This window comes from Ruegeria sp. YTSA108 (assembly GCF_059610185.1).
Genome location: NZ_JBXWND010000007.1, coordinates 107,545 through 121,660, shown reverse-complemented (window position 1 = coordinate 121,660; position 14,116 = coordinate 107,545). Strand labels below are relative to the sequence as shown.

The 14,116-nt window shown below is 56.0% G+C and carries 16 protein-coding genes; 10 read left to right on the top strand and 6 right to left on the bottom strand.

The features are described 5' to 3' along the window. Positions 1 to 76: 76 nt before the first annotated feature. Positions 77 to 400: a SemiSWEET transporter gene (locus tag AC2FHW_RS11900; RefSeq protein ID WP_271951337.1), complete on the top strand. Its 324-nt coding sequence runs from the start codon at positions 77 to 79 to the stop codon at positions 398 to 400. Positions 401 to 496: 96 nt separating this feature from the next. Beyond that, a complete protein-coding gene (recO, locus tag AC2FHW_RS11895) occupies positions 497 to 1,222 on the top strand; it encodes a DNA repair protein RecO (RefSeq protein ID WP_496678787.1) in 726 nt (241 codons plus the stop codon). Here recO and AC2FHW_RS11890 read toward each other — a convergent pair. Beyond that, complete coding sequence (locus AC2FHW_RS11890; RefSeq protein WP_496678789.1) at positions 1,206 to 1,598, bottom strand: META domain-containing protein; 393 nt, start codon at positions 1,596 to 1,598, stop codon at positions 1,206 to 1,208. The genes recO and AC2FHW_RS11890 overlap by 17 nt on opposite strands. Before the next feature lie 232 nt (positions 1,599 to 1,830). Here AC2FHW_RS11890 and AC2FHW_RS11885 point away from each other — a divergent pair, with 232 nt between their 5' ends. Beyond that, positions 1,831 to 3,060: an SGNH/GDSL hydrolase family protein gene (locus tag AC2FHW_RS11885; RefSeq protein WP_496678791.1), complete on the top strand. Its 1,230-nt coding sequence runs from the start codon at positions 1,831 to 1,833 to the stop codon at positions 3,058 to 3,060. Positions 3,061 to 3,062: 2 nt separating this feature from the next. On the opposite strand, the gene AC2FHW_RS11880 is transcribed toward AC2FHW_RS11885, so the two are convergent. Beyond that, a complete protein-coding gene (locus AC2FHW_RS11880) occupies positions 3,063 to 3,620 on the bottom strand; it encodes a hypothetical protein (RefSeq protein WP_496821963.1) in 558 nt (185 codons plus the stop codon). 216 nt (positions 3,621 to 3,836) lie between these two features. Further along, positions 3,837 to 5,528, bottom strand: coding sequence for an acyl-CoA dehydrogenase family protein (locus tag AC2FHW_RS11875; RefSeq protein ID WP_496821961.1), 1,692 nt, complete (start codon positions 5,526 to 5,528; stop codon positions 3,837 to 3,839). A 144-nt stretch (positions 5,529 to 5,672) separates the two neighbouring features. On the opposite strand from AC2FHW_RS11875, the gene AC2FHW_RS11870 reads away from it, so the two are divergent. Further along, positions 5,673 to 6,437, top strand: a complete 765-nt coding sequence (locus AC2FHW_RS11870; RefSeq protein ID WP_271951324.1) for a sulfite exporter TauE/SafE family protein — start codon at positions 5,673 to 5,675, stop codon at positions 6,435 to 6,437. On the opposite strand, the gene AC2FHW_RS11865 is transcribed toward AC2FHW_RS11870, so the two are convergent. The 3 genes from AC2FHW_RS11865 to AC2FHW_RS11855 form a co-directional block, all read right to left on the bottom strand. After that, complete coding sequence (locus AC2FHW_RS11865) at positions 6,434 to 6,976, bottom strand: hypothetical protein (protein ID WP_271951321.1); 543 nt, start codon at positions 6,974 to 6,976, stop codon at positions 6,434 to 6,436. The two genes, AC2FHW_RS11870 and AC2FHW_RS11865, sit on opposite strands and share 4 nt — an antisense overlap. Positions 6,977 to 7,012: 36 nt before the next feature. Further along, on the bottom strand, positions 7,013 to 7,390 hold the full coding sequence (locus AC2FHW_RS11860) for a hypothetical protein (RefSeq protein WP_246097302.1): 378 nt from the start codon (positions 7,388 to 7,390) through the stop codon (positions 7,013 to 7,015). Positions 7,391 to 7,665: 275 nt separating this feature from the next. Next, positions 7,666 to 9,264, bottom strand: a complete 1,599-nt coding sequence (locus AC2FHW_RS11855; RefSeq protein ID WP_142639267.1) for a phosphoenolpyruvate carboxykinase — start codon at positions 9,262 to 9,264, stop codon at positions 7,666 to 7,668. A 347-nt stretch (positions 9,265 to 9,611) separates the two neighbouring features. On the opposite strand from AC2FHW_RS11855, the gene AC2FHW_RS11850 reads away from it, so the two are divergent. The 6 genes from AC2FHW_RS11850 to AC2FHW_RS11825 are packed head-to-tail and all read left to right on the top strand — an operon-like array spanning position 9,612 to position 14,096. Next, a complete protein-coding gene (locus AC2FHW_RS11850; protein ID WP_142639269.1) occupies positions 9,612 to 10,316 on the top strand; it encodes a response regulator transcription factor in 705 nt (234 codons plus the stop codon). Positions 10,317 to 10,348: 32 nt separating this feature from the next. Next, positions 10,349 to 12,067, top strand: coding sequence for a sensor histidine kinase (locus AC2FHW_RS11845; RefSeq protein WP_281973490.1), 1,719 nt, complete (start codon positions 10,349 to 10,351; stop codon positions 12,065 to 12,067). Between the two features lie 4 nt (positions 12,068 to 12,071). Continuing rightward, a complete protein-coding gene (locus AC2FHW_RS11840; RefSeq protein WP_142639273.1) occupies positions 12,072 to 12,542 on the top strand; it encodes an HPr kinase/phosphorylase in 471 nt (156 codons plus the stop codon). Continuing rightward, positions 12,527 to 13,420 carry an RNase adapter RapZ gene (rapZ, locus tag AC2FHW_RS11835; protein ID WP_246097304.1) on the top strand — a complete coding sequence of 298 codons (894 nt, stop codon included), beginning with the start codon at positions 12,527 to 12,529 and terminating at the stop codon, positions 13,418 to 13,420. Before AC2FHW_RS11840 ends, rapZ begins: the two co-directional genes overlap by 16 nt. Then, a complete protein-coding gene (locus AC2FHW_RS11830; RefSeq protein WP_142639275.1) occupies positions 13,417 to 13,830 on the top strand; it encodes a PTS sugar transporter subunit IIA in 414 nt (137 codons plus the stop codon). The genes rapZ and AC2FHW_RS11830 overlap by 4 nt, the downstream gene beginning before the upstream one ends. After that, the gene (locus AC2FHW_RS11825; protein WP_142639277.1) at positions 13,827 to 14,096 is read left to right on the top strand and encodes an HPr family phosphocarrier protein; all 270 of its coding nucleotides are present in this window, start codon (positions 13,827 to 13,829) and stop codon (positions 14,094 to 14,096) included. Before AC2FHW_RS11830 ends, AC2FHW_RS11825 begins: the two co-directional genes overlap by 4 nt. Positions 14,097 to 14,116: the final 20 nt, after the last annotated feature.

The following is a 14,116-nucleotide window of genomic DNA, read 5'->3' as shown; positions in this document are numbered from 1 at the left end:
CGCTATTTGTACGCGTATTTAACGGATGGTGCGGAAACGGGTCATTGCAGCCTATGACAAGGATAGAGGTCTTACGTTGGCTGAAACAATTGGTCAGAAGTTCATAAAGTCAAACCTTGGTCTTGTGATGAAGCACTTCGAGGGCTTCATGGTATTTGTCGGCATTTTAGGCCCATTTGCCACGCTTCCACAGCTTGTGAAGCTCTTCTTTACCCACTCTCAACATGCGTCGGGCCAATCGCTGTTAACATGGTCGCTCTATGCGGCGTTGTCTTTGCTTTGGTTCATCTACGGTCTGATCGTCAAGAAGTTGCCCATCTATGTTGGCAACGGCATTTCTATGGTGCTGAACCTTCTTATGGTCCTGGGCATCCTGATCCACGCGGGGGTCACGTTCTGACTCAATAGGTCGTCGATTTCCCTGTCTCTCTTGCAGTGGTCCCGGCTTTGCGTTCTTTTGCTCGGGCAGGACTGACCCCACAAGATTGGACACGCTTTGGACTGGCGCGACCACGGCATACTTCTGACCTCACGCCGCCATGGCGAAACGGCGGCAATTATCGAGGTCTTTACCGAAGGCCACGGTCGTCATGCCGGCGTCGTACGTGGTGGAACCAGCCGCAAGATTGCGCCGATCCTGCAGCCCGGGGCGCAATTAGATGTGCTTTGGCGCGCACGGCTCGAAGAGCATATCGGCACTTTTCAGGTCGAGCCCCTGCGGTCGCGGGCGGCGGCGGCGTTTTCGGGTAGGCTTGCGCTGGCTGGATTGAATACGGTGGTGGCCCTGCTCTCGTTCTGTTTGCCTGAGCGCGAAGCGCATCCGCGCATCTATAAACAAACCGAACAGTTGATGGATCTGCTGGGTCAGGACGAAATTTGGGTGCTTGCCTATCTGCGGTGGGAATTGTCGCTGCTGGAAGAGCTGGGGTTTGGCCTTGACCTGACACGCTGTGCCGTGACGGGTGTAACAGAAGGTTTGGATTATGTTTCTCCGAAAACAGGTCGTGCGGTAAGCGCTGATGGGGCAGGGGACTGGGTGGATAGGTTGCTTCCCTTGCCACCTTGCCTGCGTGGCGTGGGCGACGCGCCGGATACCGAAGTGGTGCAAGGATTGCTGACCACCGGACATTTTCTAGAGAACCGTGTTGCTCCGTCGTTGGGGAACAACCCTCTGCCCGGCGCACGGGCGCGGTTTATTGATCAGATCAATCGGCAGCTTTGAACACCATTTCCTGCCCGTCCTCATTGCGCAATATCAGCAGGTTCCCTGATACTTCTGATTGGGTCATGGCAAGCAGGGCGGCGAAATAGATCCCTTCTGCCTCAAGCCCGGCACAGGCGGCACGGGTTGCTGTCAGGCCGGTCAGCTCAAACCATGGATAGGGCGCGTTAAGCCTGCCCGTGTAGCTGTTGCAGGGGGCGTTGCCCGCTACTTTGCCTTCTTCCGGAAATCGCAATAGGGCACTGGCATTGTAGGGCTGACCGTTGATCTCTTGCAGGGCCCATTCCCGGTCGGCAGCACCATAGGCTGCAACGGTTTCATCCTTCTGACATTGGAGTAATCCGGAAAGGGAAAGCAGCATTATGTAACGCAACATGGCAGAATTCCTGAAATCAGCGAAGAACAGTTTCCTGGGCTTGGACGCATTGTTTTGAACCGACTAGGTAAAGGATCGGATACAATGGTGACCGTTGACTTGCAAAACATCTTGGACATATTGAAAGCGAATAACGGGCCTTTCCTAAGATTTGGGCAGTTAGGTGGAATTTTTACACCGGTATATACGCCAGGTTTATTTGATTTTGACCTGATAGAATTGGAGCTTCGTAGTGAGCGGAAATGATGATGTTGGCATGGGGCGGATGCGACCTGTAACCAAGTTTTTTATGATTTTGATCTATGCCCTCTTTCTCTTCCTGCTGGTTGAACTGCTTTCGTATTTCACCGTGGTTTATGTGTATGACAACACGCTGGGCAATACGGCAGAGCGACATCTATACTCTTCGATCCGTGGTCACAAACTGAACCCAGACTATCAGCGAGGATTTGATACTGGCGGACAGCGTATCCATTCCGATCAAGGGTTCCGCCACGATACGCTGATTGAACAGCCAAAACCCGACGACACGTTCCGCATTTTTCTGATGGGTGGCTCAACTGCTTATGCCATCGGATCGCAGGGCAGTATTTATCCTGACCACCCAACGCTCGCCAATCAGGAAACGGTTGCGTATTTCCTGCAGCAGGACCTGCGCGAGCGGTTGGGCGATCAGATGCCTGGTGTGACGATTGAAGTGATCAACGCCGGAGTTGTTGCGTATCACAGTTTTCAACATGTGTTGTACCTGTACGAGACGCTATATGAGTACAGCCCGGACATGATTGTGTTTCTGGATGGCCACAATGATTTTTACAATGTTGGGGTCGATAATCCGGTCCAAAGTTATGCTTACTCGTCCGCACGCATGATTGACGCCTTGAATGATCGCAAACCCTTCTTTTCAGCCTATGCGTTCCTGCGGTACCCGGCGCAGTATTCCTATACCTTCAAACTGGCTTCGAAATTTACGCAAGGCTTGTTCGACCGCTATGAAATCCCCAAAAATATCACGTATGGGGATGTTACCGCCTTGCAAAGAGACTTTTCAGCAGAGCTTGCGCAGACTGCAAAGGTCGGATTTTTGCGCAATTACAAGCTGATCGAAACATTCGGCGACTACCACGGGTTTTGCTATCACGTCTTTTTGCAGCCTGAGGTCGTCTATGAGGACACCAATGTCCTAAGCGAGACCGACCGCGAAATCGCCCAGCTCACGCGGGATTGGTACAAGCCGGGACGCGAAGATCTGATGCATCGCGCGCGGGTCGATTTCCCTGCTTTGTTTGAAGAGGCCAATGTGCCTTTCACCGATATTGCCGAGATCGGCGGTCCCCTCCACAAAGACAAGGTGCTGTATGTCGATTACACGCATCTGACGCCCGAAGGGTCAAAGCTGGTGGCTGCGCGGATGCTGCCCGTGGTGGCGGAACGGATCAGCCAGTGTAAGACCCCGTCCTGACCTCAGTAGGGTTGCTCTCCGTTTAGCAAAGCGGTGCGCACCTCCATCCGGGTACGCCAGTTGTATCGCGTATCTTCGCGCGTTGGCGCCCATGTCAGCGCGCCACTGTTGCGCCATGGGTCAAGGATGATGCCTTCGAACATCGTGTCGCCCTTTGCGCTGATCACTGCGGCATGGTGGATGATCCTCAGCGGCGTTGGCGGTGATGTAGCCCAGTGCATTTCCAGGGTGCGGAAGTTTTCGGCCCTTAAACGGCTGGTCATCGCTTCGGCCCAGTCGTTGCACAGGCCGCGCTCACGAAATCCGTTAATGACCTTGGCGTTGTGGATGATGGCCGGGTCGGTGACCTGCCATTCTCGGGCCAGACGCTGCGAATAGGTATAGGCAATGTTGGCCGCCTTCTGTGCCTCGGCCGGATCAACCGCGGGACCCATGGAACGGATGGCCAACGCCAGTTCGTCTATGTCGTTCTGCGTTGCTGTCGGCTGAGAGGTGGTGGCACAGCCAGCAAGGGCCAAGGCCGCAAGCGTGGCCAGAAGGGCAAGAATGGATCGGGTCATGTGGTTCGCCGCTGGTTCGTGATCGCACGCTGATCTACCGGGAATATCGGCGCTGCGATAGGGGGAAGTTTCTGCGGTGGCTGGTCATGGCTGAACGCAGACAGCAGGGAAGGTAAGGGCAGGATTTTGAGGAATTGAGGGCTGCAGTAGTTTGGGCAAAAAAAGACCCGGCGCGCGCGCCGGGTCAAGTCGGGGAAACAGGGTTGCCGTTACAGGTTAGCTCAGCAAACGCCGCGCGATCACCTGTGCCTGAATTTCGGCAGCCCCTTCAAAAATATTGAGAATACGTGCGTCACACAGCACGCGACTGATCTTGTATTCCAGTGCAAAGCCGTTGCCGCCGTGGATCTGCAGGCCGTTATCGGCAGCAGCCCAGGCCACGCGGGCGCCCAGCAGCTTGGCCATCCCGGCCTCAAGATCGCAGCGATGACTGTTGTCTTTTTCCCAAGCCGAGAAATAGGTCAGCTGTCGTGCGATCATGATCTCGACCGCCATCATCGCCAGCTTGCCGGACACGCGGGGGAAGTTGATCAGCGACTTGCCGAACTGTTTGCGGTCCTGCGCATATTGCATGGCGATGTCCAGTGCGCTTTGGGCCACACCGATGGCGCGGGCTGCGGTCTGGATGCGGGCGGATTCGAAGGTTTCCATGAGCTGCTTAAAGCCTTTGCCTTCTTCGCCGCCCAGTAGGTTCTCACCCTTGACCTTGAACCCATCGAAGCCCAACTCGTATTCTTTCATCCCGCGATAACCCAGAACTTCGATCTCGCCACCGGTCATGCCTGGGGTGGGGAAGGGGTTGTCGTCCGTGCCGGGCGTCTTTTCCGCCAGGAACATCGACAGGCCGCGATGATCGGAAGTGTCAGAGTTGGTGCGCGCCAGCAAAGTCATCACATGGGTCCGGGCCGCATGGGTGATCCAGGTCTTGTTGCCGGTGATCTCGTAATCACCTTCGGCATTCTTGACTGCTCGGGCGCGCAAGCTGCCCAGATCAGAGCCTGTGTTGGGTTCAGTGAAAACTGCTGTCGGCAGTATCTCGGCGCTGGCGATCTTGGGCAGCCACTGCGCTTTTTGCTCATCCGTTCCACCGGCAATGATCAACTCGGCCGCGATCTCGGACCGGGTGCCCAGCGATCCGACGCCGATATAGCCGCGCGACAATTCTTCGGACACCACGCACATCGAGGCCTTGGAAAGGCCAAACCCTCCGAACTCTTCGGGGATGGTCAGGCCAAATACACCCATCTCGGCAAGTTCCTCGATGATCTCCATCGGGATCAGTTCATCCTTTAGGTGCCAATCATGGGCGTTTGGTTCGACCTTTTCCTGGGCATAGCGGCGGAACTGGTCGCGGATCATTTCCAGTTCTTCGTCCAGGCCCGACGTTCCGAACATCGTGGCACCGGCCTGTTCTTCCATCAGTTCAACCAAGCGACTGCGTGCAGCCTGTGAATTGGCCTGTGCCATCAGTGTCTGAACTTCAGCGCATTGGAAACCGGACAGCGCGTCCCAGCCCAGACCCATGTCCTGAAGACGCAAAATCTCACCCTGGTTCATTGGGATGCCGCCCGCGACCTGATGCAGGTATTCACCAAAGGCGATTTGGTGCAGCAGCTGCTCGATCTCGCCGAATTTGCCTTCTGCCTCCAAAGCATCGGCCCAGCGTTGCATTTGCTGCAGCGACTGGTTGTATGTCGCCAGCCATGCCAACCCATGAGCGGCGGTCTGATTGGCCTCGATCAGAGCGCCGGACACGCGACCATCTTCTGTCACCATCGCGCGGACCGACTCGCGGGCGCGTTCGAATACGGTGTCCACAGCCGGCAGAGCCGCACGTGTTAGCGTCAGAAGCTCGGGCAAAATCGCGGATGCAATCATCTGGGTCATATCCTGTCCGTCATGGGCCATGAATCAGCTCTCTCCTAAAGTCGTCTGGTCATATCATGCTGCACGTGCAGCGCAACAAAAATACGAATTATGCGACTAAAAAGTTCTAAAGTTGCTTGATCATTTTTGCAGTGCAGCACCTGTCAGGAGTGATATCAGGGGGACATGACGTTGTTTTCTATACTCTCTGCCCAAGAACTGCTGCTGGCCTGTGGGGTTGCCTTCATTGCCGGTTGGGTCAAAGGCATGGTCGGGTTCGCCATGCCAATGGTTCTGATCTCGGGGCTGAGCATGTTCCTTTCGCCGGATATGGCGATCGCGGGGCTTATCCTGCCAACCCTGGTGACAAATGGGGTGCAGGCATTGCGCGGGGGTGTTCCGGCCGCCGTGTCCTCGATCCGTCAATTCCGTGTATTTCTGGTTGTCGGGTTGGTGTTTCTGCTGATTGGTGCTCAGTTGGTCAGCGCAGTGCCAGCATCAACTTTTTTGTTGATGATTGGCATCCCGGTGACAGTCTTTGCATTGATCCAGGTATTGGGGCTGCGTCTGAAATTGGCCAGCCCATCTGCCCGAATAGAGGGCATGATCGCTGCGGTTGCAGGCTTTGTCGGGGGGATGTCTGGAATTTGGGGACCACCAACCGTGGCTTATCTGACCGCCTTAAACACCCCGAAAGCGGTGCAGATGCGTGTGCAGGGGGTCATCTATGGTTTGGGGGCGCTGGCGTTGCTGTTCGCGCATATGGGCTCCGGGATTTTCCGCGCCGAAACCGCTCCGTTCTCGGCTGCTCTGGTGCTGCCGGGGCTGGCGGGCATGTGGGTGGGGTTGCAACTGCAGGCGCGCATAGATCAGGCGCTGTTTCGCAAGATCACCCTGTTCGTGCTGCTTATCGCAGGGCTGAACCTGTTGCGACGCGGGCTGATGGGCTAGGCACGCCGATCTATCGCGCGCAGCGTGAAATAGAGCCCCAGCATCAGAAAGAACAGGCCCGAGATATCGCCGATCAGGAAGGCGATATATTCCAGCCCACCGCTGCCAAAAGCCAGGTTGGTCAGTACGGACACCAATACTGACGTGACGATCCCGACCCCCATCACGCAGGACCAGCATGGTTTGCGGTCCGGGTGGGGAAACAGATCGAAGCCGACCCATTTGCATAGGTAAAATACAGCAGGAACGGTTGTGACGGCGATTGCTATGGCGGCCAGACGGTTGGGCAGGAAGACGTCGCTTCCGCCGAGAAAGGCAAAGACAAGAAAGACACCGGGCAAGAGCGCAAAAATCGCCCGCCACCCCAACAACCAAGCAGAGAGCACACGCACACCATGCGGGAGAAACAGCAGGCTGGCCTTGCTGGGATATTCGGGGAAGAATACGTTCTGCAGTGGCATCAGAACCTCGAACGTAAGGAACGAGGCAATTACGTAGGCCAGTGAGGCAAAGAACGTTTCAGAGGCCCATCTGCGCACGGCGGTCAGCCAGCAATGCGCAGATCAAACGCTTTATTACTTAGGCGCATGCACAACATACCGTCCACGGTTCGCGCTACCGCTTTGTGACAAATACCCCTTCTGCACCAGCGACTTCAGAGCACGAAAAAAGGTCGGGCGCGAGACGCTTTGCACAAGCGTGTGTTCAATCAACCCAAATGTCCGAACTTCCTGGTCAGCTTTGGACAGTTCTTCGGCGGCGTAATAGATATCGCGCTCTACCGGTGAGAGTTGTTCCAGCCCCAGCGTGCGCTCCATGCTTTGCATCAGTTTGCGCAGTTCGGTCAGTTTCAAGATTTCAGTCATTTCGTTACCTGTCGTTTCCCATGTCACGCGCTGCGACAAAGCAGCGGTATGAGACGAACTGAAATCTGAATGTTCAGAAAGTCTCATATTGACACTCATCCCCATTGGCATACACTTGCTATCTGATTAGGTTTCTCAATTCGCGAATGTGAGTGCGCGGCTGAGTTACCCAAGGTATTTTTAAACAACGCCCGGCGCGATTGCGTCGGGCGAATTTGTCTTAATGACATCATTGGATAGCTTAAACCGGCAAATCGGGCAACGAATTTGTAAGGACACCTTACGTTAGACGTATAAGGACGATTGCCAACAGATGTGCTGTCCGAAAAAAAGGGGAGAGGTTTGCCCCCCCTTTTGCAACATTAACCGATTGCTACGGCTTTGATGTCTTCGTCGATGAAAGGCAGATACTGCTCAAAGTTTTCAGCAAACATCTGAACCAGCTTCTCAGCCTGTTTATCGAAGGCGGCCTGGTCGTCCCAGGTGCGACGCGGATCCAGCAGAACTTCGGCGACACCAGGGACGGAAACCGGCACATCAAAGCCAAAATTCGCATCCTTGCGAAATTCCGCATCCCGAAGCGATCCATCCAGAGCGGCAGTCAGCAAACCGCGGGTCGCACGGATCGGCATCCGGCTGCCAACGCCATAGGCGCCGCCAGTCCAGCCGGTATTCACCAGCCAGCAGGTCGCGCCGTGCTGGGCGATCTTGTCGCGCAGCAGGTTGCCATAGACTTCTGGGCGACGCGGCATGAACGGCGCGCCAAAGCATGTCGAGAATGTGGGTTGGGGCTCGGTCACGCCGCGCTCTGTGCCAGCAACCTTCGAGGTGAAGCCCGACAGGAAGTGGTACATCGCCTGAGCGGGGGTCAGCCGCGCAATCGGGGGCAGAACACCAAACGCGTCACAAGTCAGCATGATGATGTTCTTCGGATGCCCGCCCAACGCGCTTTTCGAGGCATTGGAGATATACTCGAGCGGATAGGCGCAACGCATGTTTGCGGTCAGCGAGTCATCTTCGAAATCCAGCTCCTTGGTCTCGGGATCGAAAACCATATTCTCGATCACGGTGCCGAATTTGCTGGTGGTTGCATAGATCTCGGGTTCGGCCTCGGCGTTCAGGTTGATCGTCTTGGCATAGCACCCGCCCTCGAAGTTGAAAGTGCCACGGTCTGACCATCCATGTTCGTCATCGCCAATCAAGGTGCGGGCCGGATCAGCGGACAGGGTGGTCTTGCCAGTTCCCGAGAGGCCAAAGAAGACTGCGGTATCAACGGGATTGCCGACCGCGTGGTTCGCCGAGCAATGCATCGGCATCACGCCTTTTTCGGGCAGCATGTAATTCAGCAGGGTGAAGACGGATTTCTTGTTTTCACCGGCATATTCTGTGCCGCCGATCAGAATCAATTTGCGGTCGAAGTTCAGTGCGATCACTGTCTCGCTACGGCAGTTGTGCTTGGCCGGATCAGCCTGGAAGCTGGGACAGTTGATGATTGTGAAATCCGCGATGAACTCATCCAGGTCTTCACGATCCGGGCGGCGCAGCAAGTGACGGATGAACAGATTATGCCATGCCAGTTCGGTGACCATGCGCACGTTGATCGAATAAGCGGGGTCGGCGCCACCGACCAGATCCTGCACAAAATAGTCACGACCCTTCATGTGCTCGATCATATCGGCATAAAGCGTTTCGAAACCCTCGGGGCTCATCTCGGCGTTGTTTTCCCACCAGATCGAATCGGCGACACTGTCGGTGCGGACAACATGCTTGTCCTTGGGAGAACGGCCAGTGAACTTGCCGGTACTGACAAGAAAAGCTCCGCCATTGCCAAGTGTACCTTCACCCCGCTTGAGAGCTTCTTCAATCAGTGCCGGTTCCATGAAGTTGTAATAGACATTGCCCAGACCCTCGATGCCCTGATCTTCGAGGCGGAATTGCGGGTTCACCCGTCCAGATGTCATGTGTGTCTTCTCCTGTGGCGGCGCGGCGGCAGATTGGCCAAGGTGCGCTCTTGGGGCAGTGTACCGGGAAAACCGGCGATTGGGCGGGTCTTATCATGGTCGTTTAGGGCGTGAACAGGACGGTTTGGCGCAGTTAGCGCAACCAAGTTCAGGTTTAGCGCCACCATGTTTTTTCTGCCGGAAATACAGACACTTTTCGAAGACCATTAACGGCTTTTTTGCCGCATGTGTGTGACAACAATCGCACGATTCGTAGATGGTGATTGATTCGCGGCCATAAAAACGACAAAAATGCTCTACAAATAAGCGAATTGTTTCGTATGAGAGCAGGAATAGGGGTTAACCCGATGTCAAAGATTGCACTGGTGGATGACGACAGGAACATTCTGACGTCCGTATCCATGACGCTCGAAGCCGAGGGTTTCGAGGTAGAAACGTATAACGACGGGCAGGCTGCTCTGGATGCGTTTAACAAGAAGCTGCCCGATATGGCAGTGCTGGATATCAAGATGCCGCGTATGGATGGCATGGATTTGCTGCAGCGACTGCGGCAGAAGACCCAGATGCCGGTGATCTTTCTGACTTCGAAAGATGACGAGATCGACGAAGTTCTGGGTTTGCGTATGGGTGCTGATGATTATGTCAAAAAGCCCTTTTCGCAACGGTTGCTGGTAGAACGGATACGGGCCTTGCTGCGCCGTCAGGAAGCGACCTCGGGTGATCCCGTGGCTGCCAACACAGGCGACGCCAAGGTGATGGAACGGGGCGAATTGCGGATGGACCCCTTGCGCCACGCGGTGAGCTGGAAGGGATCGGATGTCTCTTTGACAGTGACCGAGTTCCTGCTGCTGCAGGCCTTGGCGCAGCGTCCGGGATTTGTCAAAAGCCGCGATCAGCTGATGGATGTTGCCTATGACGATCAGGTCTATGTAGATGACCGCACGATCGACAGCCACATCAAGCGTCTGCGCAAAAAGATGCGCGCTGCTGATCCGGAGTTTTCGGCCATCGAAACGTTGTATGGTATTGGGTATCGGTACAACGAAGAATAAGCGTGGCCTAAGTTAAGGGGTTACTGGGTCTCGTGCGCGATACTGAGCAAGAAAACGAGTTACGCGACGGTGACGTCGTTCTGGGGGATGACTGGGTCATCCCCCAGAGCGACGATTCCGCCGAACTCAGGGCCACACGCGGCCGCCGCAATCTGTTTTCCCTGCGGGGCTCGCCTCTGGCGCGCAAGATCATCACATTCAACATGATTGCATTGGTGATTCTGGTCACCGGATTGCTATATCTGGATAATTCGCGAGAAGAACAGGTGCAGCAGACCGCCCGGAACCTAGTTGGGGATGCGCAGTTGGTCAGTAACGTATTTGAAACCCAACTGCGACAGAATGTGACTGGCATTACCCGCGACGCGGCCATCCTGGATGTCAAAGATACGTTGGCTGGTCTCAGCCTGCCGGTCGGCGGTGAAGTCTTTGTTTACGATGCTCGTGGGACGCTGATTGGTTGGACGCGCGGCGCGCCTGCGGTCTCAGAGATGCCGGTCATGCTGCGCTCAGAAGCTGATGCGCAGACTGGAAGCACACTGATCAGTGATGCCTTGAACGCGGTTTGGACCGGGCTGTCCAAAGTGTTCAAGCAAGATGAAACCAGCGAAGCGCCAACCTTGGCCCAACGCGTTCAGGCCATCATTCCACAGGCGCTGACCGGGCATATTCAGGTTCAGGCGGTTCAGGATGACGCAGGCGAAACGGTTATCGTTGCTGCGGCCCCGATCCAACTGGATGGAAAGCCCGTTGGCGCAGTTGCCATGGCCGGTCCCGCCGGAGAAATCGACGCATTGGCCCGCCGTGATCAAGAGCGGATCCTGCGCATGTTCGTCGTGGCGCTTTTGGTTTCCGTTGGCTTGAGCCTTGTCCTTGCATCGACCATCGCCAACCCGCTGGCCGATCTGGCATCCGCCGCCGAGATGGGCAAAGACCGCGGTGCGGGGGTCAACCCGGGCCGCATCCGCATCCCCGATCTGAGCGCGCGACCGGACGAAATCGGACGACTCAGCCGAGCTTTGCGCGGCATGGTTACAGCGCTGTACAACCGGATTGATGCAAACGAACAATTCGCGGCAGATGTGGCGCATGAGATCAAAAACCCCCTAGCCAGCCTTCAATCTGCTGTGGGCACGTTGCGCATGGTTAAAAGAGACGACCAGCGCGACAAGCTGTTGGGGGTGATCGAACATGATGTCCGTCGGCTGGATCGTCTGGTCAGCGACATTTCGAACGCCTCGCGCCTGGACGCCGAACTGGTCAAGGAGGAAGAACAGCCATTTGATTTGTTGAACCTGATCGGAAACCTCGGTCAGTATCTGGGCGAGGATGCGCGCGCCAAGGGAATCGATTACATCACTGATCTGCCGCCCGAACCAATCACCGTGACCGGGCTTGAGGCGCGATTGGCGCAGGTGTTCGTAAACCTGATCACCAATGCGATTTCCTTCTGCGAAGAAAGCGATGCCATACGTGTGTGGGTACGCCGGCGCGAGGATCGGGTTCTGGTTGTTGTTGAAGACACCGGCCCAGGCATCCCCGAGCAGGCCCTGACCAAAGTGTTCAAACGGTTCTATTCCCAACGTCCCGTTGAGCATTTCGGCAATAACTCGGGGTTGGGTCTGGCGATCTCGAAACAGATTGTCGAGGCGCATGGCGGGGTGATTTGGGCCGAGAATATCCGCCCGACCGAAGCGGACATAACTTCAGACCCTCAGGGCGCGCGATTCGTCGTGGGCCTGCCGGTTTGACGCGGTGAGCACGTCCGCACTCTCCTCTGTTGAACACAAAGATACTGCCATCGTTCACGCCTCTTGCGTCGCGATAGCAGACCGTGCTGTTTTGATCGTGGGGCCTTCGGGCACCGGGAAGTCAGCGCTGTCTTTGCAGATGATGGCGTTGGGGGCCGATCTGGTCGCGGACGATCGGGTTCGGTTGTATATGGATGGCAATCTCGCCCTGGCAGAGGCGGCTCCAAATATCGGTGGACTGATCGAGGCAAGAGGTCTTGGCCTGTTGCGGGCAGTCTCGGTTGGGCCGGTGCCGGTTGGCTTTGTGGTGGACATGGCGCAAGAAGAACCCGAGCGCCTGCCAGAACCCCGTTCAATTCTTATCCTGAGGCAAACTGTTCCCTTGCTTCGGGGCGCTGGCGTCTCCAATTTACCAGCAGCGCTCTTGCTACTGATGAAAAACGGGTGCGCAGACCCGGAATGGCCCAATCAATGACGACCCAAAGACGCATCGTACTTGTCACCGGCCCATCCGGCGCAGGCCGGTCCACCGCAATCCGTGTGTTAGAGGATCTGGGGTTCGAGGCCATCGACAACCTTCCCATGGGTCTTTTGCTGCGTCTATTAGACGGGCCAAAAACCGACCGTCCCATGGCGCTTGGTATTGATGCGCGCAACCGCGATTTTTCCACGATTGGCGTCATCGAATTGCTGGCTAAGCTTCGGTGGATGGAACAGGTTGACCTGACCACGCTTTATCTCGATTGCAGCGATGAAGTCCTGCTGCGCCGGTATTCGGAAACCCGCAGACGTCACCCGGTGTCTGCGGATGCCAGCCCTGAAACCGGCGTGCGCCAGGAAAAAGAGTCGCTGGCCCCAATTCGTGAACTTGCAGATACGTTGATCGACACCACGCCACTGAATGTTCACCAACTGCGCGAAGAGGTAGAGCGTTGGTTTGCACCTCAGGGTGGGCGGCATCTGGCGGTAACCATCGAATCATTTTCCTATAAGCGTGGTTTGCCTCGCGGATTGGATATGGTCTTTGACTGCCGTTTTCTCACCAACCCGTACTGGCGTCCCGAGCTTCGGGCCGAAGATGGTCGCAATTCGGATGTGGCGAGCTATATTCAAACCGACGCGAACTATGCGCCTTTCTTCGAAAGGGTGGTTGACCTGCTGACTTTGTTGTTGCCCGCTTACCGGGCCGAGGGCAAAGCCTACCTGTCCGTGGCCTTTGGCTGTACCGGAGGGCAACACAGATCGGTTGCAATGGCCGAAGCGGTTGCAAGGGCCCTTGCAGAGGGGGGGCAGCAAGTGGCAATTAGGCATCGCGAAATGGAAAGACGATCGTTGAATGTGAGGCCGGATTGATCGGGATCGTACTCGTAGCACATGGTGGGCTGGCCAAAGAATATTTGGCCGCGATGCAGCATGTGGTCGGCAATCAGCCCGGCCTGGCCGCGATCTCGATCGAGGCCGATCATGATCGCGAAGCGAAGCAATCGGAAATCTGTGCGGCCGCCGACAGTGTTGATGTTGGTGACGGTGTTGTCGTCGTGACTGATCTGTTTGGCGGAAGCCCGTCGAATCTCAGCCTGCGTGCCTGCGCGCCGCAGGATCGCCGTATCCTTTACGGCGCAAATCTTCCCATGTTGATAAAACTGGCCAAATCCCGCCACCTGCCGATTGGCGAAGCCGTGCGGCAGGCAATGGAAGCTGGACGTAAGTATATCAATGCGCAAAATGTGACGTTTGACGAGAACCGGACAGATAAAGAATGACCACCCGAAGCTTGAAAATTATCAATGAAAAGGGCCTGCATGCCCGCGCCTCGGCCAAGCTGGTTGAGTTGGTAGAAGGGTTCGACGCTCAGGCCGAGGTGTCGAAAGACGGGCTTTCCGCATCCGGCGACAGCATTATGGGTCTTTTGATGTTGGCAGCGTCTCGTGGAACGACTATTGACGTCGAGACGTCCGGACCGGATGCTGAGGCGTTGGCTGATGCGTTGGAGACTCTGGTGAACGACAAGTTCGGAGAAGGTTTCTGACCGCACCCGCCGTGATACGA